This window comes from Devosia sp. MC1541 (assembly GCF_012847305.1).
Taxonomy (GTDB): Bacteria; Pseudomonadota; Alphaproteobacteria; order Rhizobiales; family Devosiaceae; genus Devosia.
Map to the genome: position 1 here is coordinate 14443 of NZ_JABBDZ010000014.1, position 26646 is coordinate 41088.

Here is a 26646-nt window from a genome sequence, read left to right on the forward strand (position 1 = left end):
TCATTTTGCACCTCGTGCGCGCAGCGCCGTGTATTGCAGAACCGAAACGGTGATGATGATGACGAAGAGCGCGACAGAGATCGTGGCGGCGTATCCGCCTTCGCTCTTCTGGAAGGCCTGATTGTAGATGTACTGCACCAGAACCATCGAGGGGTCAGCGCGTCCGCCCTGGACGAAGAGATAGACCTGATCGAAGATTTTGAGCTGCAGGATGAGCTGGATGGTGAGGACCAGCGCCGTCACCGGCCAGATCAGCGGCCAAGTGATGCGGAAGAACTGCTTGAAGCGGCCAGCATTGTCGAGGGAGGCGGCTTCATAGATCTCGGGGGAGATCGAGCGCAGGCCAGCCAAGAACAGCAGGATATTGAAGCCGCAGGTCCACCAGATGGTGACGAGCGCCACCGCAGGCATGAACAGCCAAGTGGTACGGAAGACGTGGGTGGGCTTGCCGAAGATCATGGTCAGCGGGCCCTGCATGATGCCGAACTGGGTGTCGAACATCCAATTCCACATCAGATAGACCACGGACACGGGCAGGATATAGGGCAGGAAGAACAGCGCGAGGACGAGAGACTGCTGCCAGCCTTTGAGACGATTGACGCCAATGGCGATGAGCAGGCCCACGAGCGTGTTGGGAATGACGGTGAGCAGAACGAAATAGCCGGTATTGACCACTGCCGTTTTGAAGCGGCGATCTTCGAACATTTCGAAATAATTGTCCAAACCGATCCAGTTTCCGGGGCCGATGAGCGGCGCGTCGGTGAAGCTGAGCAACACCATTTGGATGGTTGGCCAGATGAAGAGCACAAGGTAGGCGGCGACAAATGGCGCGACCAGTATCAAGGCCCACGTGATCTCGGAACGTCTGCTTCTAATCATCCCAAGGCTCCCCGATAGAGCGCGGTCTTTGCGCGCGCTTGCTAGACAATAGGACCGGCCGGGTTGCCCCGGCCGGCGAGAGGTTTGGGATTAGTCGCGCTGATCGTTCAGATCGTCGCGCATTTCTTCGATAGCCTGACGGGCTTCCATTTCGCCGTTGATGGCGGGGACCATGTAGTTGCCAACCGCGTCATAGACTGGGGAGGCAACGCCAGCGAGCTTGGACTGTGGATCAAAGACTGCAGTGTCAGCGAGGGTCGAATACACAGCGTTTGGCTGCATGTTCTTGAATTCTTCGCTTTCACGGACGGCGGTGTAAGCTGGGATGTGGCCAGCATTGGCCCAAGAGATCGAGTTCTTGTTCATCCAAGCGATGACTTCCATCACAGCCTTACGCTTCTCAGCGGTCTGTTCCTTGCCAACGTTGTTCGGGATGACGAAGGAGTGGGAGTCAGCCCAAGTGCCTGGCTTGTCGTAGAAGGTTGGGAGCTGGATAGCGCCCCATTCGAACAGTTCGCCCTTGGCATGCAGGTCGGTCATGGTAGGAACTTCCCACACGCCGTTGATGTGCATTGCGGCTTCGCCCGAGGTGAAGAGCGCGATGGACGCTGCGTAGTCGGTCTGCTCTGGAGCCTGGCCATTGGCAACCCAAGAGGCAACCAGTTCGGTTACGTTGACGGCCTTGTCGAGGTTGTCGCCGGAGAGGAACTCGCCGTTCGCGTCCATGAACTCGCCGCCCTGCTGAGCCAGCAGGCCGAGGAAGATACGCCACTGGCTATCGGCCGCTGCAGAGTGGATCGAGACGCCGTACTGAGTGCCGGCAGCCTGGAGCTTTTCAAGTGCAGCGTTGAAGTTGTCGACGCCATCGAGACCGGTTGGCAGGCCGTTGTCGCCGATCAGACCAGCTTCGGCCAGCTTGTCCTTGTTGTAGTACAGAATGACAGAGTGGATATCGAATGGAACAGCATACTGCTTGCCATCGGCCTGAGCAGCCTGCCAGTTCGAAGCAGCGAAGTTGTCGCCCGAGAGGCCAACACCAGCCAGATCGTCGGCGGTGATTTCAGCCAAGGTGCCGGTCGAAATGCCGAGCGGCATGCGCGAGAGGTGATAGGTCATCACATCTGGGCCTTCGCCAATGGCAGCAGAGGTCTGCGCCTTGGAGTAGAAGGGCACGCCCCACTCGAGAGTGGTTGGCTGGATTTCGATGGTGTCTGCGTGTTCAGCGTTGAACTTTTCGATCAGCGCCTTCATGCGGACGCCGTCGCCGCCGCTGAGGAAGTCCCACCAGACGACAGTTTCTTTTGCTTGTGCGCCGAACGACAGCATGGCTGCTGTGGTTGTAAGCAGGGCAATCTTGATGAATTTCTTCACGACTATTCCTCCCATGGGGCAGAGCCCCGTCGCCTTTCCTCCGGCATACGAACCGCTGGCGAAACGGTCCGCGCCTAACTTCAGAACGCTCCTCGCGATCCTGAACTCTGTTCACAGGGGTGTCTTCGTGACGGGCGCTGTGCGCTGGCTCCCTGCGTCTATGGCGCTGCCTTATTGGACAGCGTGGTAGGCTTTTCCTGCTTCGTCGAACAGGATGGCAGTGGCGCCATCAAAGGTGAGCTTGATCGTGTCGCCCGCGCTGACCGTGCTGAGGCCAGCGTCTTCAGCAACAACAATCGAGCCATCGGTGAGGCGCGTGTAAACGAGGGTGCGTTCGCCGAGGCGTTCCACGACATCCACCGTACCGGTTACGCCCTCATCACTCTTGCTGACGCGAACGGCTTCGGCACGGATGCCCAGGGTGAGCCCGCTTTGGGCTAGGCCTGCACTTGGTACTGCGGTGGCAATCACGTCGCCCGAGCCGATGGTGACTTTGGCTGTGCCGACGCTGTCGACTGAACCCGTGACAGGCAGGAAGTTCATGCCCGGCGAGCCGACGAACCCGGCAACGAAACGGGTCGCTGGGCGGGTGTAGATCTCCATAGGCGTGCCGATCTGCTCAATTTTGCGATTGTTCATGACGACGATACGCGAGGCTAAGGTCATGGCTTCGGTCTGATCGTGGGTCACGAAAATCATCGTCGCCTTGATGCGATTGTGCAGCTGCGCCAGCTCGAGACGGGTGCGCACGCGCAGGCCAGCGTCGAGGTTGGACAGCGGTTCGTCGAGCAGGAAAGCCTTTGGGTCGCGCACAATGGCCCGGCCAATGGCGACGCGCTGGCGTTGACCGCCAGAGAGCTGCGCGGGCTTGCGATCCAAGAGCTGGGTGATTTCCAGCATGCGAGCGGCATCATCAACGAGGCGGGTGATTTCTGCCTTTGGGGTGCCGATGTTTTGGAGGCCGAAGGACATGTTGTCCCGCACGGTCATGTGCGGATAGAGCGCGTAGTTCTGGAAAACCATGGCGACGCCGCGCTGGTTTGGCGGCTTCTGATCGACGCGTTCATTGCCGATATAGATCTCGCCGCCGTTGACCTCTTCAAGTCCGGCGATCATGCGCAGTAGGGTCGACTTTCCGCAGCCGGACGGGCCGAGAAAGACGATGAACTCGCCTGAGTGGATGTGCATCGACACGTGGTCAAGAACGCTCACCACACCATAGGACTTGCTGACGTCCTTGAGAACGATATCGGCCATATTTCCTCCCGCGCCAGAACTGCGTTCCGGCCTATTTTTGTAGAGCGGAAAATCTCCTCATTCGCCGCTCTATTTATCATACTATTCAGTCTCGAAACGTCTGTCGCGTCAATCCCTAAGTCGTGATTTGAGCGCGATTTTCTCACTACCCAAGCGGTTTGCCTTAGACGTCTTGGCTGAGCCCGGCAGTTGCCGAGATCAGACGGTCGAGAAGGGCTGCTGCAACAGGGTCCGCGCCGGGTGCTTCACGAGTCAGGCGGAAGGTCGTGGCGACGACGCCACCCCGGCCAATCTGCTTTTTGCCGATGATGGCAGCGGGCTTGTGAACCCATCCGCAGACGATGCCAGACTGGACATTGTTGCCGAATTCCCAAGGCTTGAAGCCGGTCAGAAGGCTGAGCGGGACCACGCCGGAGAAGCTGAGATCAAAGATCGGGCCACCCGGAATATCGGCGAAGACACCATCGCGGCGGAGCCAAGAGAAGCCAGCGATCCAATCGCCGCGCCAGATGGTGCCGTCACGCTCAACCAGATTGATGTTGGGCAGGTGGTGGTCATAGGCGGGCTTGAACTGCTTGCCATCGGCGACGATGGAACGGTGGGGCAGCTCGCCATCGGGCATGTCGGTGCGCAGATTGTGGTTGGTCTTGACCGAGCCGTCGGCCAGGATCAGGTATTTCGCACCAGCCTTCATGGCGTCGACGTCTTCGCCATTGACGGCGTGGACGAGCACGATATCGGCCTTTTTCTTGTCGACAACCTCATAGCCTAGGCCGCGGGCATAATCACCCAGAGCCGCGTCATTGACTGCGATGGTTGGGCGATCGGCGGTTTTGCGCTCGGCATAGAGCGCGATGGTGCAGGTGTTGGTGGCCAGAACTGAGCCGCCAGCTTCCAGCGAGAAGGAGAGGGTCAGCTCCTTATTGGTCGAAACCTTCGGCATGGTCAGCATGGTGTTGCCAAGGTCAGCAACTGAGACCGGGCCAGTGGCTGGTACGTTGATCGAGTCGGAGATGTCGCCGCTCCAGTGAAGGACTGCGCCCGCTGGGATGGAGAGGCCGCCGGTGGCGACACGCAGTTCAAGTGCGAGCTGCTGGCCGGAATAGGCCGAGTAGCGTTCTGGGCGCGGAACGATGACGATGTCGGCGTTGATGGTTCCGAACACATCATGGAAGACGCGCGGATTGCGCTCAATATCCAAGAGGCCGTTGGCCTCCCAGTGAACGTCGGTCAGCTCGGTGATGACATAGCCCTGGATCGAAGAATAGCGGCGCATTTCTTCGATTTCGTAGCGCAGGTTCATGAACTGGTACCACTGCACCTTGTCGATGAACTGATCGAAATCACCAAAGGTGCGGTAAAGGTCGAGGGCGGCAAAGCGCTGCTCGATGCCGTGTGGCAGGCCAACACCATCGCCCCAGAGTGAGCCGGTTTCAAACCATGTTGGTTCTTTGCCGTTTTCGCCCCGGAGCAGTTTTGGATTGGGGAGGCCCCAAACACCAAACTCGGAAACGATCAGCGGTTCGTCGCCACGGCGTTCGGCGTCGCCGAGTGGCGAATAGGTCCAATCGGCACCGGCTGCGAACTGGGCGGTGAGATCATCCCATTCCTGACGGCGTTCTGGAACGGAGCGGTAGTAGTGGAAATCGTTGAGGTCGGTTTTGACGTGCCAGTTCGGGAAGCAAGCCGAGTTGTCGACGACGAGACGGGTTGGGTCTTCGGCCTTGAGCCATTCATAGCTGTCTTTGAGCCACTGACGGTGTTCGGCGTTTTCGACCAGACGCGTGCCCCAATCTTCATTGATGAGGGTCCAAGCGATAATGGAGGGGTGATTGCGGTCGCGCTGGAGAATGCCTTCCATGGTTTCGCGCATGCGGCGCGCGGAATCCGTGGTGAAGATCGCAACGTTGGGGACTTCGGTCCAGACGAGGAGGCCGAAGCGGTCGGCGACATCATAATAGCGCGGATCTGGGATTTTGATGTGGCAGCGGAGGGTATTGAGGCCAAGCTCAATGGCTTTTTGCGCTTGGTCTTCGAGGAATTCCAACGAAGGGGCGGTGTAGATGCCTTCAGGGTAATAGTCCTGATCGAGCGCGCCGCGCATGTAAACGGGCTTGCCGTTCAGGAGGATAGAGCCGTTTTCTGTGGTGACGGTGCGGAAGCCGAAAGTCTCGGTGACTTCGTCCTCGCCGTTCCCCAAGGTGACGGTGAGCGTATAGAGATTGGGCTGGAAGACATCCCAGAGCTTGGCATTAGCCACAGCCAGGGCGACATCAACCGCCTCGGAGGCTGCGGCGGCGCTTTCGGCGACGGCTTTGCCTGCATCATCGCGCACGACAATCTTGGCCTCAAGGCCAGACGCGGCAGGGGTGAAGCCAAGGTTGGCGACGAGGGTGCCGTGCATATTGGCGGTGATGGTGAGGCTGGTCAGGCGCTTCTTGTTGCGCGCTTCCAGCGACACAGACTGCCAAAGGCCGCCCATGCGCCCATACCAGCTCATCTTGCCATGGGGCACTTCGCTGAAGGGGTATTCGGGGAAGGCATGCTGATCGGCAGAAGGCGTGGTGACGCGCACTTCAACTTCGTTTTCCGCGCGGAGCAGAGCCGGATCAATGGCGCATTCAAAGGGGAGATAGGCCCCCTCGTGATCGCCGATCTTGGTGCCGTTGAGGTAAACCTCGCAGGCATAGGCAACAGCGGCAAAGCGCAGAGCGAGATCCTTGCCAGCGAAATTGGCTGGGACAGTGAAGCTGCGCTTATAAACGGCGTGGCCGAAACTATCGAAGAGATCATCGAACTCAGCCTGCCAAGGCTGGGGGACGTGCGCCTCGCGCCAATCCCCATCTTCAAAGCGGAACTGCCAGACACCATCGAGCGACACAGTCTGTCGCGTCGCGTTGTGGTGGTCGGCGACAACAGCGCGGCCCAAGTTCATAATCCCTCCGTAGGCAATATTAGTTATATTTTTATCAGCATAGGATCGAATCCAACTTACATACAAGAGCGAAGTGTGCTGGATAGGAAAACAGTTTCAGCGCGCATGGGAGCAGGGCGCTCGCCAAAGGATTGAATGAGTATGGATAAGCGCGCGACCATGCAGGATGTGGCTGAAAAGGCAGGCGTTTCGCAGGCGACAGTGTCGCTCGTGCTCAATGGCGTTGCGAATGCGCGCGTGTCCGCAGCAACGCGGCGGCGTGTGCAAGATGCCGCCGATGAGCTGGGGTATCGACGGGGGCCGCAGCGTCCGGTGCCCGCAGGACGCGCTAAGGTCATCGGCTTGTTTGTCGACGAAGTGACGACGACGCCCATGCTTGGACCGTTTCTCGAAGGAGCGATGGAAGAAGGGGCGTTACAGGACGTCGCTGTGGCAGTGTTTTTTACCGGGGGCGATCCGCTGCTGGAGAAGACGGCCATAGACATGCTGGTGGCGCAGAACGCGATTGGCGCGGTGTATACGACGCTGATTACGCGCGAGGTGGTGGTGCCAGAGCATTTTGCGCAGCTGCCGCTGGTTCTGCTCAATTGCTACGAGGGCGAGTTGCGATACCCCTCCGTTGTGCCGGGCGACGTGGTTGGCGGCTATGTTGCGACGGAAGCGCTGATCAAGGCGGGGCATCGCCGGATCGCGCATTTGGCCGGTGAGGACATTATCGCAGCGTCGACCGATCGCTATCAGGGGTTCCGGATGGCGATGGAGAAATATGGTGTTGGCATTGAGGAAAGCCTCGTAACGCAGGGTGGCTGGAATGTGCGCGAGGGGCGGGAGCGGGCGATGGCGCTGCTGTCGCGGCCGGATCGACCCACGGCCATATTTTGCTTCTGTGATCGGATGGCGGTCGGCTGTTATGATGCGGCGCGTATCCTGGGGCTTTCGATCCCAGAGGACATTTCCATCATTGGGTTTGATGATGAGGACATTGCCGCAAACCTCTTGCCGCCCCTCACAACGCTGGTGCTGCCGCACAATGAAATGGCGCGCTGGGCGGTGGGGCAATTGCTCGAGAGTTTTGAGGGCGTAGACGACGACGAGCGGCTGCAAAAGCTCAAGATCGAGTGTGAGCTTGTTGAGCGGCAATCGGTGGGTACGCCAAAACTCTAAGGGCGTGGTGGGGCAACGGAAGCGCGGATAATAAGCGGGCATTCGACCTTGGTCATGCCGGAGGCACGCGCTTCAGTGCCACCGAGGATTTGCTCGGCAGCCCACTGACCCATTGCACGGTGGGGGAGAACCGAAGTTGTGAGCTGTGGGTGTAAATGGCGCGCGATCTCTTCGTCGTCATAGCCCACCACCGACATATCCTGCGGAATGGACAGGCCTGCCTCTTTGAGTGCCTGATAACAGCCGACCGCCATGCGATCATTTTGACAGAAGACCGCGGTGGGTCGGTCGGGGAGGGCGAGGATTTTGCGGGTGGCTTCATAGCCAGCGCTGGTCGACCAATCGCCCTCAAAAACCAGATATTGCTCGAAGGGGATGTCGGCGGTGGCAAGGGCGCGGCGGTAGCCTTTTAGGCGGTCTTGCGCGGCTTCCATCCAGATTTCGCCGGTGATGGTGGCGATACGGCGGTGGCCCTGGGTGATGAGGTGATGGGTGGAGCGCTGACCGCCCGCGATTTCACTGGGAACGGCAGACGGCGTCGCCTGATTGGCGGTGTAGCAATTGAGAAGGTAGACCGGCACTGGCGCATTGCGCAGGGCGGTGGTCGGCGTCACTTCGCGCGTGAAGATGGTCAGATAGACGAGCGCCGAAATTCCCTGCTGGAGAAAATCGTCGATGAGCCGGGCTTCGACATCGCTGTCGCCACGGCTTTGACCAACGTAGACGAGGCCGCCGCGCTCTTGGATGGCGGCGCTGAGCCCATCAATGGCCTGAACGGCTTCGGGGCTGGTGGCGATCTGATCGACGATAATGCCGATGCGGTTGGGCATTTCGGCGGCTATTGGTGCGGTGGCGGCTTCGGGAATGGCATAGCCAAGTGCGGAAGCGGTTTCGAATACGCGCTGGCGCGTTTCGGCGGAGAGCTTCATGCCTGCTGTATTGTTCAGCACAAAGGACACGGTGGCCTGCGAGCAGCCTGCCGCTCGCGCAATATCTGTCATGGTGACCCGACGACCGGTGCTGGACAGTTTTTTGTGCCCCTTCGGTGGCGGCGCTTGTGGATCGACAGGTTTCACAACACTACCGGAAAAGAGAACGGCTGGCTCTTTTGTAGACGGCGTGCAGGGTTATGCAAGAGATGACAGAAGCGCGTCCGAACCAGAGCCCGGGCGCGCATGGGGGTGATTAGCCGAGGCGGACGCGCACCATCTGATAAGAGTATGGCGGCAGGCTGACCGAGATATTGCCATTGGCAAGCTTGGCGCCTTCGCCCTTACGGGGGGCGACTTCGTTCTGCTTGGCGCTGGTGTTGATCGCCTTAAGGTTCTGATGTGTCATGACCTGATGGTCGATGACTTCAACCCCATTGAAGCCCTGGAGGCTAACCGAGGTATCGACGGTTTCGCTCGGATTGCGGTTGACGAGGAAGAAGGTCAGAACGCCTTCGTCTTCGTTGTGCACGCCCGATACGTCGACAAACTTGGTTTCAGCCGAGTGTGGGGTTTCGTAGGTCGGCGAAGTGGTGACCAGCTGAAGCGCGGTGCCGCGACCGTAAACCGAGGCGAAGTAATAAGGATAATAGATGGTCTGGGCCCAAGCGGGGCCGCCCTTTTCGGTCATGATCGGGGCAATGACGTTCACCAGCTGCGCGATGCAGGCGATTTTGACGACATCGGAACGGCGAATGAAGGTGTTGAGGATCAGGCCCACCATCAGCACGTCTTCAAAATTGTACATGTCCTCCAACAGGCCCGGCGCGTGTGGCCAGCCGCCATTGCCCTCGAGGATCTCGCGATCCTTCTTGTTGGAGTGGTACCAAACGTTCCATTCGTCGAAGGAGATGGTGACATCTTTCTTCGAGCGCTTCTTGGATTTGACTTGGCGAATGGTCGCCGCGACGGTCTCGATATAGGTGTCGAGCTTTTCCGCGAGGCCGAGGAAGTTCGGCGTGTTGTCGTCGCGGTTGGCGAAGTACATGTGCAGGCTGATGTGATCGACATGCTCATAGGTATGTTCGAGCACAATGCGTTCCCAATCGGGATAGCTCGGCATATCAGCATTGGACGAACCGCAGACGATCAGCTCAAGGTTCTTGTCGAACATGCGCATGGCGCGGGCCGTGTTGGCGGCGAGTTTGCCATATTCATCGGCATCCTTGTGGCCGACCTGCCAAGGGCCGTCCATTTCGTTGCCGAGGCACCAGAGCTTTACGTTCCACGGCTCTTTACGGCCGTTCTTGATACGCAGATCGCTCCAATAGGAGCCGCCCGGATGGTTGACGTATTCTAGGAAGTTGCGAGCTTCATCGACGCCGCGTGAACCCAGGTTCACCGCCAGCATCATTTCGGTGTTTACCGTGGCGCACCAATCAGCGAATTCGTGAATGCCGACAGCATTGCTCTCGGAGGTGTGCCAAGCAAGGTCGAGGCGGGTAGGGCGGTTTTCGCGCGGGCCAATGCCGTCTTCCCAGTTATAGGCAGAGACGAAATTGCCACCTGGGTAGCGAACGAAGGGGACGTCGAGCTTTTTGACCAGATCGGCCACGTCGCCGCGCATGCCATCTTTGTCAGCGGTTGGATGATCGGGCTCGTAAATGCCTTCGTAGATCGCGCGGCCCAAATGCTCCAAAAATGCGCCATAGACACGATCATCAATTTTGGAGATCGTGTAATCCTTATTCGCCACAACACTGGCCTTCACCGCTTCCTCCCAAAGATACCGGTTATCTGATTTGTATCAGCTAATCCGGTTGTACTTCTTGTATGGTTGGTGGGCAAGTTGATTTGTATGATTTATCGGTAAGGCCGATCACCGGGCGATTTTTAGGTCGGTTGTCGGTCCGGCGACACGCACTTAGGTATTTTTGCCGATTTTATGGTGTGTGATCCTTCAAATCAGCGTTGTGGTTCCCTATATTCCCACTCAACTATATTTAATCTGGATCAAACCTATGTTCGCTTCCCGGAGCTTCCGGTTCGCTAGTGTCTTCGCCGTATTGGTTATGGCGTTCTCCATGGTAGCCGTTGGCGAAGCTGAGGCCCGTAAGGGTGGCAGTTTTGGTAGCCGTGGTGGCCGCACCTTCCAACAGCCTGCTGTAACGCAGACCGCGCCAAATGCTGCGGCTCCCGTTCAGCGCTCGATGACCCCGAACCAGCAGGCGAATAACCCTGCCGCTGGCGCGGCCCAGAGCGCAGCGCGTCCGGGCGGCTTTATGAGCGGTTTCGGTGGCTCGCTTATGCGCGGTCTCATGCTCGGCGGTCTGATCGGCTTGCTCATGGGCGGCGGTCTCGGCGGGATGGGTGGCATCATGGCCATGATCGTGCAGATCGCCGTTATCGGTGGCGTGATCTGGCTGGCTATGCGTATTTTCGGTCGTCGTCGTCAGCCACAGGCTGCCGCGGCAAACGGCTATGCAGCACCACAGTATGAGGTTCCACAGCCAGAAGCGCAGCAGCACACCACTGCACGTCAGGGCGAAAACCGTCTCGAAGGCCTTTTGGGCAACTTCGGTCGCGGTGGTTCGGCAAAGGCCCCGGCTGATCCGAACGAGCTCGGCATTGGCATGGAAGACCTCGAAATCTTCGAAAGCATGCTGACCCGCGTTCAGGCGGCGTTCTCGAACGAAAACTATGCTGCTCTGCGCGCGCTCACCACGCCAGAAATCATGGGTTATCTTTCGGAAGAACTCGCGACCAACGCCACCAACGGCGTGAAGAACGAAGTGACCGATGTGACCCTGCTGCAGGGTGACATGGCCGAAAGCTGGCGCGAAGGCCAGACTGAATACGCAACCGTTGCGATGCGCTATTCGGCTATCGACTTCGTGCGTGAACGTTCGAGCGGTCGCGTTGTTGAGGGCGACGAGAACGAGCCAAGCGAAAGCACCGAACTCTGGACCTTCGTTCGTCCAGTCGGTGGCACCTGGCAGTTGTCGGCTATTCAGGAAGCGTAATCGCTTTTCACTGATGATCGATTTGGAGCGGCGCGACACAATCGCGCCGCTTTTTTATTGGCCGTCCGGCCCGAATATCGGGGCGTGAGAAGCAGTTCTGCTGCGTTTTGAATTCGGCGCAGAACATGCTTAGATTTGCGCATGTTTCTGTCGGTTTTTGACGTTTTCAAAATTGGTGTTGGCCCCTCAAGCTCCCATACGATGGGACCTATGTCGGCGGCTGGACGGTTCCTTGCAGAACTCAAGCGTCTCGATCGTCCGCGAGCGGTGGGTGCGCGTCCCGCTTCGATAGTGGCGACGATGCATGGCTCTCTCGCATTTACGGGCGTCGGGCACGGCACCGGGCGCGCGGTTATTCTGGGCCTTTGTGGTCAGTTGCCAGCGAGTGTCGACCCGGACCAGATGGACGCCATGATTGCCGAGGTCGAGGCGACTGGCGAAGTGCGGCCCGAGGGGCATCCGGCGTATCGCTTTAGGCCGGCGGTCGATCTGATTTTTGATATGAAAACGCCCTTGCCCGGGCATCCCAATGGCATGGAGTTTGTGGCGCGCGATCAGGGCGGGCAGGTGGTCTATCGGCAACGCTATTTCTCTGTCGGGGGCGGCTTTGTGCTGAGCGCCGATGAGCTGGCTGCTGGGCCAAGCGCCGACCCCCGGCTGGTTGATGTGCCGTTTCCGTTCGAAAATGCGCAGACCATGCTGTCTATGGCGGAGCAATCGGGCCTATCCATCGCGCAGATGAAGCGGGCGAATGAAGAGCGGCAGATGAGCCGGTTGGAATTGGACCGAGGGCTCGACGCGATTTGGGCGGCGATGAACGGCTGTATTCTGCGCGGGATGGAGCAGGATGGGACCTTACCCGGCGGACTTAAAGTCCATCGGCGGGCGAAAAAGCTCCATGAGCAATTGCAGGCGTCGCAGCGCCAAAACATGCCCTCACCAACGGCCGCCAATGATTGGCTTTGCCTCTATGCCATGGCGGTGAATGAAGAGAATGCGGCTGGAGGGCGGGTGGTGACTGCCCCGACCAATGGCGCGGCGGGCGTGGTTCCGGCCGTGTTGAAGTATACCGAGCAGTTCCTGCCCGGCATGGGGCGGAGCCAAATCCATGACTTCCTTCTTACCGCTGCCGCTGTTGGCGGGCTGATCAAGCACAATGCTTCGATTTCAGGCGCGGAGGTCGGGTGCCAAGGTGAGGTGGGTTCGGCCTCTGCTATGGCGGCGGCGGCGATATGCGCCGTAATGGGCGGCACGCCCCGGCAGGTTGAGAATGCGGCCGAGATCGCGCTCGAACACCACCTCGGCATGACCTGCGACCCGGTCAAAGGTCTGGTGCAGATTCCGTGCATTGAGCGCAATGCGTTTGGCGCGGTGAAGGCGATTACGGCCGCGTCGCTGGCGTTGCGGGGGGACGGCGAGCACGTTGTGTCCCTCGATGCTTGCGTTGAAACCATGCGGCAGACGGGCTTGGATATGAGCGAACGCTACAAGGAAACGAGCCTTGCGGGGCTGGCGGCGAATGTGACTGTCTGCTGAGCTGGGGCGCATATGCGTCAGCACGGCAGGGGGCTTGATCGCCCCTTTAGGGCACAAGGCTGGACAGATGCGCTGACTGTAGGCAAAAGGGGCGGAATTGACTTTGGAGTGGTCTTGATGAGCCGCAAGGAATTTGACGCTTCGCGTATGCGCCGCATGAAGCGCATTGCTGCCCGCTATGGTTTGACCATTATGACGGCTGAAAAGATGAAGATTTTGGGCGGTCACGGCGGCCACCAGATCCGCGAAGACGAAAGCTACAAGATCATCTTTGGCGACGTGCCGAAGCCATTTTCGGCGACGTTCGACGAAGTTGAAGCCTATATCGAAAATCTGGAAGCGGGCGAAGAATAAGACGGCTGGCTAAGTTGGGCAAGACTCTCTCTGCCCAAGGCGAGGCGAAAGTGCAGTTTCACGGCGCGGCGGAATCAACCACACTGGAACGGTAGGCTCACCGACAGGAGGCGCGTTCCATGTATTCTTTGATCAACGCCGATGCCGAAGACGACGATGCCGAAATCACCGATCCCCAAGAAATCGCTGAGCTTTTCGCAGCTATTGTGGAAGTAGCGGTTGAGACGATTGGGACGGAACAAACCAAGCTTTTGTTCGAGGCGGTGATTGAACAGGAGGGGCGCGACCCAAACTGACAGTGAAACCAGCGTCTCATACAGAATTTTCAATTTAGACTGACAAAATTGGAGGGCGCGGGACATGCACTCTCGCGTTCTCTTTTGACAACATGGAGCGGTCCATGATTGGCACTTCTGCCGCAGATGTGCAGCGGGCTTGTATTGTGCCTCTCGGCGACGCCGCCGCGCTGGTTCGCTTTGCGGATCGGCTAGACGATCAGGCGAACCGCGCAGCTCTGGCTTTGGCCGATGCACTTGAAAGAAGCCCGATTACCGGTGTGCTCGAAATCGCCCCCAGTCTCGTATCGGTACTGGTCCGATATGACAGCGACGTCATTGATTTGGTGCGCCTTTCTGGCGAGATCGGGCTTCGGCTGAGCAGTGAGGCTGCACCGAGCGCCGCAAAGATCCACGATATTGCTGTGCGTTTTGGCGGGGAGGATGGCCCCGATCTCTTGGAGGTCGCCGCGCAATCGGGGCTGACACCGAGCGAATTTATAGCCCAGCATAACGCGCAACCTCTGCGTGTTCTGACGACTGGCTTCGCGCCGGGGTTCGTCTATTGCGGCTTTCATAGCCAAGAAATGACAGTGCCGCGCCGCTCCAGCGTGCGGGCACGGGTTCCGGTGGGCAGTGTTTTGTTTGCTGCGGGGCAGACGGCCATTACGGCTACCGAAGTACCGACGGGTTGGCATGTGATCGGGCGCACAGAGTTTTGTAATTTCAACGCTTTTGCCAATCCGCCCACTGTGTTGAGCGCGGGCGATAACCTGGTGTTTTCGGCCCTATGAGCGCGCGGATAAAGTTGCTGCGCTGCGGGCCGCTGACGACCATTCAGGACGCTGGTCGCTACAATGGCCTGCGCCACGGCGTCAGCGCTTCAGGGCCGATGGATGCCGGAGCCTTTGCACGGGCCGGGATTTTGGCGGGCACATCTGGGACGACGGGGATCGAATTCACCACCGGGGGTATAGCGCTGAAAAGTGTCGAGGGCACGGTGCGCATCGGCTGGAGTGGGGGCGATTTCCGCGCAGCCGTCGATGGTGTGGCTGTGCCGTGGTCTTCCGGTGCGGATTTACAGCCCGGGAGCGTTTTGGAGATCGCGGCGGGGGCTTGGGGCAATTTTGGCTATCTGCGCTTTTCTGGCGAGATTGATGTACCGGCTCTTATGGGCAGTCGCGCGACCAGTATGCGGGCGCGTATCGGTGGGCTCGACGGGCGGGCTTTGAGACAAGAGGATGAGCTGACCATTGTTGGCGCCGGGCTGGAGCGGCAGACGGTCGATGCAGTCGACCAAGATCTGTCGCCGGTTCGGTTCATCTGGGGTATTCACGCTGAGCAATTTACGAAGGACGTGCGGCAGCGCTTTGTAAATTCATCGTTTTTTGTCACTGCGGCGATGGATAGGATGGGGTTTCGTCTCAAAGACGCGGGCAATGTTTTTGAGGGGAAAAGTTCGCTGTCGCTGGTGTCTGAGCCGGTTCTGCCCGGTGATGTGCAGATCCTTGGCGATGGCACGCCGATTGTGTTGATGCGGGATCATCAGCCGACGGGCGGCTACCCTCGTATCGCGACAGTCATTCGCGCCGATCTTGATCGTTTGGCACAAATGCGACCCGGAACCGAGCTTGCGTTCACGTCCGTAACAGTTGAGCATGCGCAGGCCTTGTGGCGGAGCCGACAAAAATGACCAGTATTGACCTCAATGCCGACCTCGGTGAGGGCATGGGCACAGACGATGATCTGCTCGAAATTGTGTCGAGCGCGTCCATTGCCTGTGGTGGTCATGCGGGAGATGCGGGCACCATCCGGCGTGTGCTCAAGATTTGTAAGCTTCGCGGCGTGCGTGCGGGCGCTCATCCCGGTTACGCCGATCCGGTGCGGTTCGGTCGTTTTCGCTTGGTTATGCCGCTGGACCAATTGCTCTCGCAAATTCGCGAGCAGATGTTTCTGGTTCGGCATATTGCCGATGAGGTCGACTATCCACTGTCCTATGTCAAACTGCACGGCGCTTTGGCGAACCAAACGGCGGAAGAGCTGACCTTTGCTATCGGCGTGTTCGCCAGCATTCAGGCCATGGATAAGAAAATGGCGGTGTTGGCGCTCGACAATAGCGAACAGGTGCGGGCGGCCATGGCCGTGGGTCTGCCGCTCATTCGAGAAGCCTATGCCGACCGGGCTTACACAGCTGAGGGACTATTGGTGCCGCGCAGCCAAGACGGTGCGGTTATTCATGATGTTGATGCCGTCATCGCCCGTTGTTTGCGGCTGGCGCAAGCGGGAGAGATTGTCGCCATTGATGGCAGCGTTCTGAAGTCGAAAGCGCGTTCGATTTGTCTACACGGAGACACCCCCGGAGCCGTTGATCTGGCACGGGAGGTTCGTGACGCGCTGGAGGGTGAGGGGATTACGATTGCGGCATCACAGCCGGAAGTGGAATTACCCTGGGACCACGGGTTGGGAGAGGGTGATATCGGCATTATGCCTTTGAACCCGAAAGACCCAGGGTAGCTCGCTTCTCTCTCGACGCGAAGGCCGAGAGAGAAAGATCAGATCGCCAGATATTCGTGGCGGAGTTCGGTGTTATCGAGGACTTCCTTGGCGGTGCCGGCGAACGCCACTTCACCCGTGTCGAGAATGACGGCGCGGTCGGCCAGCTTGAGCGCTGCAACGGCGTTTTGTTCAACGATGATGGTGGTGATGCCCAAAGGCTTGATCGAATGCAGAATGCGCTCGATTTCGTGGACGATCACCGGGGCCAAGCCTTCGTAGGGCTCGTCAAGGAGCAGCAGCTTGAGATTGCGGGCCAGAGCGCGGGCAATGGCCAGCATCTGCTGTTCGCCACCGGAAAGCGTGACGCCTTCCTGCATGCGACGCTCAGCAAGGCGCGGAAAACTCTCATAGATCTGTTCAAGGCTCCAGCCGTTGCCGGGCGCGACCTTAGCCAGCTTGATGTTTTCTTCGACGGTGAGTCCCTGGATGATGCGGCGATCTTCCTGCACCAGCTGAATGCCCGCGCGCGCCGCCTCAAAGTTTTTCATGGCATGGACGGGTTCACCGTCGAGCCAGATTTCCCCTTGTCGCATGTGCGGATTGGCGGTGCGGGCGATGGTGCGCAGTGTTGAAGATTTGCCAGCGCCGTTGCGTCCGAGCAGGGCGAGGATTTCGCCCTTGCGGATGTCGAGGCTAACGCCCTGAACGATGTAGCTTTCACCGTAGTAGGCGTGGATGTCGCGCACGGAGAAAAACGGGCGGGACGTTTCCATGGCCGCGGCGTGTGAGGTTGTTGTGTCCATTTGCATTGCAACCGCGCTCATCAGTGGGTTCCTCCGAGATAGGCTTCTTGCACCTTGGGATTGCCGCGCACTTCGTCAGGGGTGCCATCAGCGATGATACGCCCCTGCGCGAGCACGGAGATCTTGTCGGCTAGCGAGAACACCACATGCATGTCGTGCTCGATGATCACCTTGGTCATGCCACGGCTTTTGATCTTCTTGAGGAGCTCGATCGTGGTGTTGGTATCGTGGCGGCTCATGCCAGCGGTTGGCTCATCGAGCAGCAGCAGGCGTGGGTGCTGGATAAGGCACATGGCCAATTCCATACGACGCTTGTCGCCACGGCTGAGACTGCCCGCCTGCATATGCTGGCGATTGAGCATGCCCACATCCTCCAGCATGTGCTCGGCCTCTTGGCGAATGATGGTTTCGCTATCGAGTGAACGCAGCATGTTGAGGGTGAACTGGCCATCGCGCTTGGCGAAGGCCGGGATCATGACGTTATGCAGAACACTCAAATCGGCGAAGATTTCGGGCGTCTGAAACACGCGGGCGATGCCCAGCTGATTGATCTCATAGGGTTTTCTGCCGGTGAGATTGGCACCATCGAAGACCACTTGCCCGGATGTGGGGGCGAGCTTGCCGATGATGACGTTGAGCAGGGTGGATTTACCGGCGCCATTGGGGCCGATAATCGCGTGGGTCTTGCCTTCCTCAACCGCAAGGTCGATGTCGGCCAGAGCGTGCAGGCCACCGAAGCGCTTGTGGACGTCGGCAACGTGGAGAACGATGTTTGGAGTGCTCATTATACGTTCTCCTATTCAGCAGCTTGTGGTGCGGCGCGGCGCTGACCGCCACGGCGTTTCGTGATGGCATTGTTGACGCGGCGAGCGCCTTCCATGATGCCACCAGGCAGGAAGATCACGATGATCACGAAGACAAGGCCCAAGGTGAGGTGCCAACCGTCGCCAACGAACTTGCTGGTGATGGTGACGACCACATCGGCCACACCATCGGGCAAGAAGCTCCAGAAGGCTTTGAGAACGTTGTCGTTGAGTGCCGACAAGATGTTTTCAAAATACTTGATCACCCAAGCGCCGATGACTGGGCCAACGAGCGTGCCAACACCACCAAGGATGGTCATGAGCACGATTTCGCCCGATGCGGTCCACTGCATGCGTTCAGCGCCTGCCAGTGGGTCGGTTACGGCGAGGAGTGCACCGGCGAGACCGGCATACATGCCCGAGATGACGAAAGCCGATAGCGCATAGGGGCGGGTGTTAAAGCCGGTGAACTGCATGCGCGTCTGGTTGGACTTGATCGATTTCAGCATCATGCCAAATGGCGAGCCAGCAATGCGCTGGGCGATGAAGAAAGCGACGATCAGGAAGACGGCGCAGAAGTAAAAGCCGCCGAGGCCGCCCATTTGCGAACCGAGGAAGGTCGGAACCGGCTGGCCGACATAGGTATGGCCAACCATTGCGTCGACGACACGGGTGTCGCCAAGGGTGAGTTGCAGCCCGGTTTCACCATTGGTTATCGGGGTCAGTACCGAATAGGCGAGGTTGTAGCTCATCTGCGCAAAAGCGAGGGTCAGGATCGAGAAATAGATCCCCGAACGACGGAGGCAGAGGAAGCCGATGACCAGAGCAAACAGGCCCGAGACGATGATGGCAAAGATAATCGCCGGGATCACGTCGAGCGTGAGCAATTTGAAAGACCAGACGGCAGTGTAGGAGCCCACGCCAAAGAAGGCGGCGTGGCCAAAGCTGAGGTAGCCGGTGAGGCCGAAGAGGATGTTGAAACCAACGGCCATGATGCCGAAGATCATGAAGCGCTGCATCAAATCCGGGTAGGACGCGCCGAAGGGCGCCAGCCAGATCGGCATGAGCAGGACGACGGCGGTAAAACCGAGGAAGAGGGTGAGGTCCTGACGGGACATGGATAGGTTCATCTTAGCTCTCCATGACGCCGCGGCGGCCCATCAGACCACGTGGACGCACGAGTAGAATAACAACGGCAATCAGATAGATGATGATCTGGTCGATGCCGGGGAAGACGGCCTTCACCTGGTTCATGGAAGCGAAGGACTGGAGGATGCCGAGCATAAAGCCAGCGGCAACCGCGCCAGGCAGAGACCCCATGCCACCCACAACCACGACCACGAAGGAGAGGACGAGGAAGTCCATGCCGATGTGATAGTTGGGCGGCAGCAGCGGCGTATACATGACACCTGCCAGGCCCGCGACGACGGCGGCGAGCCCGAACATGATGGTGAAGCGACGGTCGATGTTGATGCCCAGAAGGCCAACGGTTTCGCGATCAGCCATGCCAGCACGAACGACCATGCCGAAGGTGGTGAACTGGAGGAAGGCGAACACGCCACCGATGATCACTGCGGCGAAGAGGAAGTAGACCAAACGCCAGATGGGGTAGGTGATGATATTGGCCTGCATGCCAAGCCAAGCGCCGATATCGGCGGCACCACGCAGCTCGATAGGCATGGGCTGTGGCATTGGATTGGGGCCGAAGATCGACTTGATCACTTCCTGCGCCACAATGGCGAGGCCGAAGGTGACAAGGATCTGTTCGGCATGAGGACGCTTGTAAAAATGCTTGATGATGCCGCGTTCGAGCGCGATGCCAATGACCAGCATGATCGGGATGGCAACGATGATGGAAACTGGCACGGAATAGTTCACCAGCACGGCACCGAAATCGCCAAGCCAGGCCTGTACCAGCGGCTCACGGATTTCCAGCGGCGCACCCCAGGGGGAGAGTTTTTCTGGATCAAGCGTGACTGTTTCCAGGGTGAGGAACATGCGCACGGTGACGGCGATGAATGCGCCGAGCATGAACAGGGCGCCGTGGGCGAAATTGACCACGCCGAGGGTGCCGAACACCAGGGTGAGCCCAAGGGCGATCAGCGCGTATGCCGCGCCCTTATCAAGCCCATTGAGAAATTGCAGAAAGATAACTTCGAACATGAGGAGCGTCCTACGCTTTGACCGATGCGCCGTGTGGTCATTGAGAGCTTGCCCTCTCCCCGCGAAGGGAGAGGGCTGATCACAGTGCTGACCGGTGTGTCAGAAGAGGCCAGAGGCCTCTTACGCGCACATAGGCGCGGGTTCTGCCGGGCCGAGTTCGCCGCCAAAGATCGAGGCGTCGTAGGTCGAGGTTTCGCGATCGACTTCCTGAACGACGTTGAGAACGTCGAATTCGCTGGTCGGAGCGGCGTTACCCTGCACCACAAGAACGGACTTCATGCACTGGTGGTCTTCAGCGCGGTAGAGCGTCTTGCCGTTACCCATGCCGTCGAACTCATGGCCTTCGAGGGCCTTGATGACTTCTGGCGGATAGAAGGTGCCAGCACGTTCAACGGCATCTGCGTAAAGCAGCATCTGCACATAGGCCGTATGCGCGGCCTGTGACGGCGGCGAGCCGTATGCAGCGCCGAACGACTTGGTGAAGGCGATAGAGCCTGGGTCTTGCAGGTTCCAGTGCCAGTTCGAGGTGCCGAAGACGCCACGAACAGCTTCGCCAGCGCCCTTCGCCATCAACTCGGAGATGAGCGGAGTGACGATTTCGAACTGGTGACCGTTTGCCTGACGGTCACGCAAGCCGAACTGAACTGCCTGTGGCAGCGAGTTCACCATGTCGAGGCCGTAGTGGTTGAGGATCAGTACGTCCGCGCCCGAGTTCAGAATTGGGGTGAGGTACTGAGAGTAGTCGGACGAGCCGAGCGGGGTGCGAACGGCGGCAACGGTTTCCCAACCGAGTGCTTCGGTAGCAGCCTTGATCGATTCTTCCTGGGTCCAGCCCCAAGTGTAGTCGGCGGTGAGGTGGTAGGCGCGACGGGCCTTGCCATACTGCTCGCCAAGAACTGGACCAAGAGCGATACCGGACTGGTAAGCGTTGAAGAAATGGCGGAAGCCATAACGACGCTTGTCCTTGCCGGTGGTGTCGTTGGAGTGCGTTAGACCGGCCATGAAGATGATGCCGAGTTCCTGACACAGGCTCTGCACCGCAATCGCTTCACCAGAGGACGAACCGCCGGTGATCATGATTGCGCCGTCGCGTTCGATCATGCGGGTGGCACCAGCACGCGCCACGTCGGATTTGGTCTGGCTGTCGGACGACACATAGCCGACCTTCTTGCCGAGGATGCCGTTGCCCTTGAGGGCAGTCGGGGTGAGCACATTGAGCAGACCGCCATCGCCTTCACCGTTCAGGTGCGCAATTGCCAGCTCATAAGCTTTCTGTTCGTCAGCACCTTCTTCGGCGTAAGCGCCGGTCAGGGGCAGGTTGAGGCCGATGGTAACAGTGTCACCAGTCGGGTTGTTGCAGAACTCTTGAGCCCAAGCCCCCTGGGTGAACACCATAGGAGCAACACCGGTACCGATGATGCCCGCCATGCCAGTCTGCAAAACCCTGCGTCGGTTCAATCCACGCGTGAGTAGTGTCATTGATCTCCTCCTTTGCGCGCGGGGCAATTGATACTTCGCCAATGGCTCACCGCACACCGCAGTATTCACGCGATTAGAAAATCTCGACAATAGGTCATTGTAAAAGCTCGAATATTTTGTAAAGACTTGACCTTGTGGTGTCTGGTATTTGTAAATTCATTTACTGATCGCTGTTGTGGTGGGGGCGGAAAATGCGTGCGCCGATTGGGTTTAGGGTCAGTAATGCGCGGAAATCTTTGAAGATTTCTCAGGCGGATCTGGCGCGTAAAATTGGGATCTCACCCAGCTATCTGAATTTGATCGAGAACAATAAGCGCGACGTTGCGGGGGCGCTCCTGCAGCGCATTGCCCATGAGCTGAACATCAATATTGATGATCTGACCGGCGAGGCGGAAAGCAAACTGCTCTCAGACCTCGAAGAAATTTACGCCGATCCGCTGCTTGATTCACTGCCGTTCCAGCCGGATGAGCAACGCAATCTTGTCGCGCAATATCCGGCCAGCGCTATGGCAATCGCACGGGTTCATCGAGCCTATGCGCAGGCCCTTGAGCACGCTGACAGCTATGCGGACCGTTTGCGATCCGACCCCTTGCTGGCGCAATTGCTGCACCAAGTGTTGTCGAGCATTACCGCTGTGCGCTCTGGGGCGGAAATTCTCGAAGATGTGCCAGATTTGGGAGAAGCGGAGCGCAGGCGGTTTGTTGATGCAATTGGGCGTGAAACCCGCAGTTTAAGCGATCTGGCGCGCAATCTCATCGGTCACTTTGAAAACGCCAGCGATGCGCGGCGCAGTGTTTCGCCGGCGCGCGAGATCGACGATCTTCTTATCGAGCGAGAGAATTATTTCCAGTCGCTGGAAGACGCGGCGATGGGTTTGCGCTTGCAGATCGAGGCGGGCGGGGGCTTTGGCATGACCACGCTGACGCGGCTGCTGGAAGATAAATTCGGGGTGCGCGTTGTCGTGGGCGGGAAAGCGCCGGGGCGCGGGACGGATTTCCCCGGGCAGTATCGGTTTGATCCGCCGAGCAACATTCTCTGGCTGCAAGGGGCGAGCACGCTTGCGACGCGGCAGTTTCAGCTGGCGCGGCTCTTTGGGGAAATGACAGCCGCGGATGTGATCGATCGCGAGATGGCCAGTTTCAAGCTAACGACAGAAGAGGCGTTGCGTCTCGCGCGTCGGGCGCTTGGGTCCTATCTCGCCGGGGCGATCGTGTTTCCCTATTCTCAGTTTCTGGCGGCGGCGGAAGCGGCGGCCTATGATATTGACGCGCTGCGCCAGCATTTTAACGCCAGCTATGAGCAGGTGGCGCATCGCCTCGTGACGTTGAGACGGCGCGGTGAGGAAGGCATACCCTTCGGCTTTTTGCGGTCCGATCCTGCAGGGCGGCTCACCAAGCACTTTCCATTGCCGGGCTTGCTGCTGCCATATTCGGGACATGCGTGTCCGCTTTGGGCGATCTATGGGGCTTTCCGTACGCCCGACGTGCCGGTGCGGCAGTTGGTGCAGTTCTCGGACGGAGGGCGATATTTGTTTCTGGCGCGCACTGTGCAGCGGCGGTCTGCGGCGTTTCATGAAGTGCCGGTCATGGCCTCGGTGATGCTGGCGTGTGACGTGCTGCATGTGGATCGCACCGTTTATGGCAGGGGTATGAATTTGGCCGATAGCGCGGCCGACGTGCCAGTTGGGCCAAGCTGCCGATTGTGTACGCGGGCCGATTGCACCAGCCGCCAAGAGGAAGCGATGGGCCCCTCTGGGAGTGTGCCAGCCATGCGGACCGCGCTGGTGCCTGATGGATTTACCCTTGGCTCCGCGCCTTGATTATGCGTAACTAGTCCTGCCTGCGGAGGGGAGACTGCGGGCAAGGGGGGAAATTGGCTATCGATGTTTTGATTGCCGAAGATGAGCCAAGCATATTGGATTCGCTCGACTTTATTCTGCGCCGTGCGGGGTGGAATATTGAATCAGTGACCGATGGCGACGCCGTCTTGGAAAGAGTGCGATTCAATCGCCCTCGCGTTTTGGTGCTCGACGTTATGCTGCCGAAGCGCAGTGGCTTTGATGTGCTCAAACAGCTGCGCAGCGAAGCGAGTACGCGGGACCTGCCCGTGCTCATTTTGACTGCAAAAGGCCAGCAGCAGGATCGACGCATTGCCGAAGATCTGGGCGCAGATGCCTTTGTAACCAAGCCCTATGCCAATGCTGAGGTGGTGGGCGTGGTTCGGCAATTGTTGGGCGAAGATGGTTGAGGGACGCCGCAAACTGGTTGCGGGTCTTTTTGTGCTGACGATTGGCTCAGCGCTGCTGGTGCTGCCACCGTTTGTGCATCTGTTCAATCATCCAGCCCATATCTTCGGCATTCCCAACATTGTCGCCTATCTCTTTGCGGTATGGGCGCTGATGATAGCTGCGACGGCTGTTTTGAACGCAGCTGTGGGCCGCAAGCGCGGGCGCAAGGGCGAAGGCGGGTAGGGCAATGCTGTCAGCTGATTTCGTCATCGCGACAGCTATAGCGTATGTCGGCCTGCTTTTCCTTTTGGCCTATGTCGGGGATCGGCGCGCGCGGCAGGGGCAAAAATCCTGGCTTAACTCCTCGCTGGTCTACACGCTCTCCATTTCGGTCTATTGCACCAGTTGGACCTTTTATGGTGCGGTGGGAAACGCGGCCCGTAGTGGATTGGAATTCCTGACGATTTACCTCGGGCCAACGCTGGTGTTCGTCGGCTGGTATTTCCTTTTGAGGCGATTGGTGCGGATTGGTCATATCCATCGCATCACCTCGGTCGCCGACCTTTTGTCGTCGCGCTTCGGCAAGTCGAGCCGCTTGGGCGTTTTGGTCACTTGCATCGCCGTGGTGGGGATTGCGCCTTACATCGCGCTGCAATTGAAGGCGGTGACATCGTCTATTCAGGCCGTTGCTGGCGCGTCTGAATTCGGTCAAGGCAGTTTGAAGGGGATTGACGACATAGGCCTCGCCTTCGGCATTGCCGCCGGGATGGCGCTGTTCACAATTCTCTTTGGCACACGGCATGTCGACGCCAAGGAGCAGCACCACGGGGTTGTTGCCGCTATTGCCTTTGAAGCGGTTGTCAAACTCGTCGCCTTGGTCGCGGTGGGGCTCTTTGTGGTCTACATCGGGGGCGGCTTTGAGGGTATTTTCACCCGCGCTGCTGAGAGTGGCATCGTGCTCGATACGCGGCACAGCTTTGATAGTCGTTGGATCACGACCATGATCTTGTCGGTGGCAGCGATTGTCTGCCTGCCGCGACAGTTTCAGGTAACGGTGGTTGAGAACTCCAATGAGGATCATCTGCGCGTCGCTGGCTGGGTGTTCCCGGCCTATATGATGCTGATGAGCGTCTTTATTCTGCCAATCGCAATCTATGGGCTGACGGTGTCGGAGCCGGGCGCAAATCCGGATATGTTCGCGCTGACTATTCCGCTGCAATCGGGGCAGACAGGTTTGGCGCTGTTTGCCTTTATCGGCGGGTTCTCGTCGGCGACGTCGATGATCATTCTGGAGTCGATCGCGCTCTCGATCATGGTCTCGAACCATATCATTATGCCGCTGGTGCTCCGCTTCACTGCGGCGGGGCAAAACTCAGACGGGCAAGGGGTGAGCCATGTGCTGCTGCCAGCGCGTCGATTGTCAATCGTTCTGATCCTGTCGCTCGGTTTCTTCTATTATTTCTTCACGCGGGACAGCGATGCGCTGGCGCCGATTGGGCTGATTTCATTCGCCGCAATTGCGCAGTTTTTCCCGTCGCTTCTGGCGGCGATCTTTTGGAAGGACGCATCGCTTAAGGCGGTGACGACGGCCATTCTCACTGGCTTTATTGTTTGGGCATGGTGCTGCTTCCTGCCCTCTTTTGAGAGCGTCTCGCCTTCGGTTTCGGCGCTGTTGCAGGCTGGGCCTTGGGGCATAAGCTGGTTGCGACCGGAAGCCATGTTTGGGCTTGAAGGCTGGGACTCCCTTGCTCATGCCACCTTCTGGAGCCTGTCGGTCAACATCGCTGTGCTGATCATTGGGTCTCTGATCACGACCCCTTCAACCTTGGAGCGCATTCAGGCGACGGCGTTTGTCGATGTGTTCAAGCGCGGCAATCTCCTGCAGCATAATTTTATGCGCGGGTCGGCGACCGCAAATGATCTCTACTTTGTGGCAGAGCGGGTGCTGGGGGATCGGCGGGCTGCGGCACTTTTTGAAAGCGCGGCGCGCGAGAGTGGGGTGGAGCCAGCGCTGCTTGAGCCAACGCCGGAGTTTATCGGGCGACTTGAGCGCGAACTGGCGGGTTCGATTGGCGCATCGTCGGCCCACGTTATGCTGTCTAAGGTTGTGGCCGGTGGTGACGTGTCGCTCGAAGAGATGATGCAGATGGCTGATGAAACGCAGCAAGTCATTGAATATTCGCAGCAATTGGAGAAAACCTCGGCGGAGTTGCGGGTGACGGCGCGCAAGCTGGAGGATGCCAATGCGCAGTTGCGCGAGCTGGATAGTCAGAAGGACGAGTTCCTAAGCCAGGTGAGCCATGAGGTGCGCACGCCGATGACCTCCATCCGTTCGTTCTCTGAAATCCTGCTGGAAGCGGGCGATTTGGACGATGGGCAAAGGCGCAAGTTCACCACCACCATCCATCAAGAGAGCCTGCGCTTAACGCGATTGCTGGATGAAATCTTGGATTTGAGTGCGCTGGAGCGTGGGGAGCGGAGTTGGCAAAACCAGCCCGTTGATGCGGAAATTGCGCTCGATCGTGCCATCACTGTTTGCGATGCGCTGTTGCGGCAGCGGGGGATGCGGCTCGAACTGGGTGAGCGCGCACATGTGACCATGATCGAGGGGGACGCTGACCGTCTGTGTCAGGTGTTCATCAATCTCATTTCCAACGCCGTGAAATACAACGATGCGGAGGAGCCGCTGGTGCGGATTTCCTCTTCGGTGCGCGCGGGCAAATATGTGGTCGAAATCTCTGACAACGGCCCGGGGATCTCCAAGCATAACCGCAAGCTCGTGTTCCAGAAATTCTGGCGCGGTGTGGAGGGAAGCGGGGATCAAGGTGGCGCGGGTCTGGGGCTTGCCATTAGCCGCCAGATCGTGACGCGGATGAACGGCACATTGGAGCTTGTGCCGGGCGTGTTACCCGGCGCAAGTTTCCGCATTCGCCTGCCGGTGATCAAATAGC

23 protein-coding genes are annotated in these 26646 nt (G+C 58.7%); 12 read left to right on the forward strand and 11 right to left on the reverse strand.

All coding sequences use genetic code 11. The features are described from left to right. The 4 genes from HKD40_RS13640 to HKD40_RS13655 all read right to left on the reverse strand — a co-directional run bounded on the left by HKD40_RS13640 (position 1) and on the right by HKD40_RS13655 (position 6442). Entirely contained in the window at positions 1-879 is an 879-nt protein-coding gene (locus HKD40_RS13640; RefSeq protein WP_169196332.1) for a sugar ABC transporter permease, read from the reverse strand. Between the two features lie 90 nt (positions 880-969). Beyond that, positions 970-2250 (reverse strand): extracellular solute-binding protein, encoded by a 1281-nt coding sequence (locus HKD40_RS13645; RefSeq protein ID WP_169196333.1) that lies wholly within the window; start codon positions 2248-2250, stop codon positions 970-972. Between the two features lie 171 nt (positions 2251-2421). Next, positions 2422-3507 carry a sn-glycerol-3-phosphate ABC transporter ATP-binding protein UgpC gene (ugpC, locus tag HKD40_RS13650; protein WP_169196334.1) on the reverse strand — a complete coding sequence of 362 codons (1086 nt, stop codon included), beginning with the start codon at positions 3505-3507 and terminating at the stop codon, positions 2422-2424. A 163-nt stretch (positions 3508-3670) separates the two neighbouring features. Then, complete coding sequence (locus HKD40_RS13655) at positions 3671-6442, reverse strand: glycoside hydrolase family 2 TIM barrel-domain containing protein (RefSeq protein ID WP_169196335.1); 2772 nt, start codon at positions 6440-6442, stop codon at positions 3671-3673. Positions 6443-6583: 141 nt separating this feature from the next. Between HKD40_RS13655 and HKD40_RS13660 the strand changes: the two genes are divergently transcribed. Beyond that, entirely contained in the window at positions 6584-7606 is a 1023-nt protein-coding gene (locus HKD40_RS13660) for a LacI family DNA-binding transcriptional regulator (RefSeq protein WP_169196336.1), read from the forward strand. On the opposite strand, the gene HKD40_RS13665 is transcribed toward HKD40_RS13660, so the two are convergent. After that, positions 7603-8607, reverse strand: coding sequence for a LacI family DNA-binding transcriptional regulator (locus HKD40_RS13665; RefSeq protein ID WP_169196337.1), 1005 nt, complete (start codon positions 8605-8607; stop codon positions 7603-7605). The two genes, HKD40_RS13660 and HKD40_RS13665, sit on opposite strands and share 4 nt — an antisense overlap. A gap of 184 nt (positions 8608-8791) precedes the next feature. After that, positions 8792-10306 (reverse strand): alpha-N-arabinofuranosidase, encoded by a 1515-nt coding sequence (locus HKD40_RS13670; RefSeq protein ID WP_169196338.1) that lies wholly within the window; start codon positions 10304-10306, stop codon positions 8792-8794. A 250-nt stretch (positions 10307-10556) separates the two neighbouring features. Between HKD40_RS13670 and HKD40_RS13675 the strand changes: the two genes are divergently transcribed. The 7 genes from HKD40_RS13675 (at position 10557) to pxpA (ending at position 16237) form a co-directional block, all read left to right on the forward strand. Then, positions 10557-11558, forward strand: coding sequence for a Tim44 domain-containing protein (locus HKD40_RS13675; protein WP_169196339.1), 1002 nt, complete (start codon positions 10557-10559; stop codon positions 11556-11558). 141 nt (positions 11559-11699) lie between these two features. After that, complete coding sequence (locus HKD40_RS13680; RefSeq protein WP_169196340.1) at positions 11700-13094, forward strand: L-serine ammonia-lyase; 1395 nt, start codon at positions 11700-11702, stop codon at positions 13092-13094. Positions 13095-13211: 117 nt separating this feature from the next. Further along, entirely contained in the window at positions 13212-13448 is a 237-nt protein-coding gene (locus HKD40_RS13685) for a hypothetical protein (RefSeq protein WP_169196341.1), read from the forward strand. 119 nt (positions 13449-13567) lie between these two features. Continuing rightward, positions 13568-13744 (forward strand): hypothetical protein, encoded by a 177-nt coding sequence (locus HKD40_RS13690; RefSeq protein WP_169196342.1) that lies wholly within the window; start codon positions 13568-13570, stop codon positions 13742-13744. A gap of 104 nt (positions 13745-13848) precedes the next feature. Continuing rightward, positions 13849-14517, forward strand: coding sequence for an allophanate hydrolase subunit 1 (locus HKD40_RS13695; protein WP_169196343.1), 669 nt, complete (start codon positions 13849-13851; stop codon positions 14515-14517). Next, the gene (locus tag HKD40_RS13700) at positions 14514-15416 is read left to right on the forward strand and encodes a biotin-dependent carboxyltransferase family protein (RefSeq protein WP_169196344.1); all 903 of its coding nucleotides are present in this window, start codon (positions 14514-14516) and stop codon (positions 15414-15416) included. Before HKD40_RS13695 ends, HKD40_RS13700 begins: the two co-directional genes overlap by 4 nt. Then, positions 15413-16237: a 5-oxoprolinase subunit PxpA gene (gene pxpA, locus HKD40_RS13705; RefSeq protein ID WP_169196345.1), complete on the forward strand. Its 825-nt coding sequence runs from the start codon at positions 15413-15415 to the stop codon at positions 16235-16237. Before HKD40_RS13700 ends, pxpA begins: the two co-directional genes overlap by 4 nt. A 38-nt stretch (positions 16238-16275) precedes the next feature. On the opposite strand, the gene HKD40_RS13710 is transcribed toward pxpA, so the two are convergent. The 5 genes from HKD40_RS13710 to HKD40_RS13730 all read right to left on the reverse strand — a co-directional run bounded on the left by HKD40_RS13710 (position 16276) and on the right by HKD40_RS13730 (position 21467). Next, positions 16276-16992, reverse strand: coding sequence for an ABC transporter ATP-binding protein (locus HKD40_RS13710; protein ID WP_248306078.1), 717 nt, complete (start codon positions 16990-16992; stop codon positions 16276-16278). A gap of 50 nt (positions 16993-17042) precedes the next feature. After that, a complete protein-coding gene (locus HKD40_RS13715) occupies positions 17043-17807 on the reverse strand; it encodes an ABC transporter ATP-binding protein (protein ID WP_169196347.1) in 765 nt (254 codons plus the stop codon). Positions 17808-17818: 11 nt separating this feature from the next. Continuing rightward, entirely contained in the window at positions 17819-18955 is a 1137-nt protein-coding gene (locus tag HKD40_RS13720) for a branched-chain amino acid ABC transporter permease (RefSeq protein ID WP_169196348.1), read from the reverse strand. 1 nt (position 18956) lies between these two features. Continuing rightward, positions 18957-19988 (reverse strand): branched-chain amino acid ABC transporter permease, encoded by a 1032-nt coding sequence (locus HKD40_RS13725; protein ID WP_169196349.1) that lies wholly within the window; start codon positions 19986-19988, stop codon positions 18957-18959. A gap of 120 nt (positions 19989-20108) precedes the next feature. Continuing rightward, on the reverse strand, positions 20109-21467 hold the full coding sequence (locus HKD40_RS13730; RefSeq protein ID WP_169196350.1) for a substrate-binding protein: 1359 nt from the start codon (positions 21465-21467) through the stop codon (positions 20109-20111). Positions 21468-21658: 191 nt separating this feature from the next. Here HKD40_RS13730 and HKD40_RS13735 point away from each other — a divergent pair, with 191 nt between their 5' ends. From HKD40_RS13735 to HKD40_RS13750, 4 genes are read left to right on the forward strand one after another with little or no spacing between them, the layout of a single operon-like run. After that, positions 21659-23287, forward strand: a complete 1629-nt coding sequence (locus HKD40_RS13735; protein ID WP_282567898.1) for a short-chain fatty acyl-CoA regulator family protein — start codon at positions 21659-21661, stop codon at positions 23285-23287. A gap of 53 nt (positions 23288-23340) precedes the next feature. Beyond that, positions 23341-23715 carry a response regulator gene (locus HKD40_RS13740; RefSeq protein ID WP_169196352.1) on the forward strand — a complete coding sequence of 125 codons (375 nt, stop codon included), beginning with the start codon at positions 23341-23343 and terminating at the stop codon, positions 23713-23715. Continuing rightward, positions 23708-23938, forward strand: coding sequence for a hypothetical protein (locus HKD40_RS13745; RefSeq protein ID WP_169196353.1), 231 nt, complete (start codon positions 23708-23710; stop codon positions 23936-23938). Before HKD40_RS13740 ends, HKD40_RS13745 begins: the two co-directional genes overlap by 8 nt. Positions 23939-23942: 4 nt before the next feature. Then, positions 23943-26645 carry a sensor histidine kinase gene (locus tag HKD40_RS13750; RefSeq protein ID WP_169196354.1) on the forward strand — a complete coding sequence of 901 codons (2703 nt, stop codon included), beginning with the start codon at positions 23943-23945 and terminating at the stop codon, positions 26643-26645. Position 26646: the final 1 nt, after the last annotated feature.

Coding starts and splice junctions, on each gene's coding strand:
- HKD40_RS13745 (WP_169196353.1), top strand. CDS start 23,708: ATGGTTGAGGGACGCCGCAAACTGGTTGCGGGTCTTTTTGTGCTGACG.
- HKD40_RS13720 (WP_169196348.1), bottom strand. CDS start 18,955: ATGAACCTATCCATGTCCCGTCAGGACCTCACCCTCTTCCTCGGTTTT.
- HKD40_RS13750 (WP_169196354.1), top strand. CDS start 23,943: ATGCTGTCAGCTGATTTCGTCATCGCGACAGCTATAGCGTATGTCGGC.
- HKD40_RS13735 (WP_282567898.1), top strand. CDS start 21,659: ATGCGTGCGCCGATTGGGTTTAGGGTCAGTAATGCGCGGAAATCTTTG.
- HKD40_RS13695 (WP_169196343.1), top strand. CDS start 13,849: ATGATTGGCACTTCTGCCGCAGATGTGCAGCGGGCTTGTATTGTGCCT.
- HKD40_RS13680 (WP_169196340.1), top strand. CDS start 11,700: ATGTTTCTGTCGGTTTTTGACGTTTTCAAAATTGGTGTTGGCCCCTCA.
- HKD40_RS13660 (WP_169196336.1), top strand. CDS start 6,584: ATGGATAAGCGCGCGACCATGCAGGATGTGGCTGAAAAGGCAGGCGTT.
- pxpA (WP_169196345.1), top strand. CDS start 15,413: ATGACCAGTATTGACCTCAATGCCGACCTCGGTGAGGGCATGGGCACA.
- ugpC (WP_169196334.1), bottom strand. CDS start 3,507: ATGGCCGATATCGTTCTCAAGGACGTCAGCAAGTCCTATGGTGTGGTG.
- HKD40_RS13640 (WP_169196332.1), bottom strand. CDS start 879: ATGATTAGAAGCAGACGTTCCGAGATCACGTGGGCCTTGATACTGGTC.
- HKD40_RS13715 (WP_169196347.1), bottom strand. CDS start 17,807: ATGAGCACTCCAAACATCGTTCTCCACGTTGCCGACGTCCACAAGCGC.
- HKD40_RS13710 (WP_248306078.1), bottom strand. CDS start 16,992: ATGGAAACGTCCCGCCCGTTTTTCTCCGTGCGCGACATCCACGCCTAC.
- HKD40_RS13725 (WP_169196349.1), bottom strand. CDS start 19,988: ATGTTCGAAGTTATCTTTCTGCAATTTCTCAATGGGCTTGATAAGGGC.
- HKD40_RS13700 (WP_169196344.1), top strand. CDS start 14,514: ATGAGCGCGCGGATAAAGTTGCTGCGCTGCGGGCCGCTGACGACCATT.
- HKD40_RS13730 (WP_169196350.1), bottom strand. CDS start 21,467: ATGACACTACTCACGCGTGGATTGAACCGACGCAGGGTTTTGCAGACT.
- HKD40_RS13675 (WP_169196339.1), top strand. CDS start 10,557: ATGTTCGCTTCCCGGAGCTTCCGGTTCGCTAGTGTCTTCGCCGTATTG.
- HKD40_RS13665 (WP_169196337.1), bottom strand. CDS start 8,607: ATGACAGATATTGCGCGAGCGGCAGGCTGCTCGCAGGCCACCGTGTCC.
- HKD40_RS13685 (WP_169196341.1), top strand. CDS start 13,212: ATGAGCCGCAAGGAATTTGACGCTTCGCGTATGCGCCGCATGAAGCGC.
- HKD40_RS13690 (WP_169196342.1), top strand. CDS start 13,568: ATGTATTCTTTGATCAACGCCGATGCCGAAGACGACGATGCCGAAATC.
- HKD40_RS13655 (WP_169196335.1), bottom strand. CDS start 6,442: ATGAACTTGGGCCGCGCTGTTGTCGCCGACCACCACAACGCGACGCGA.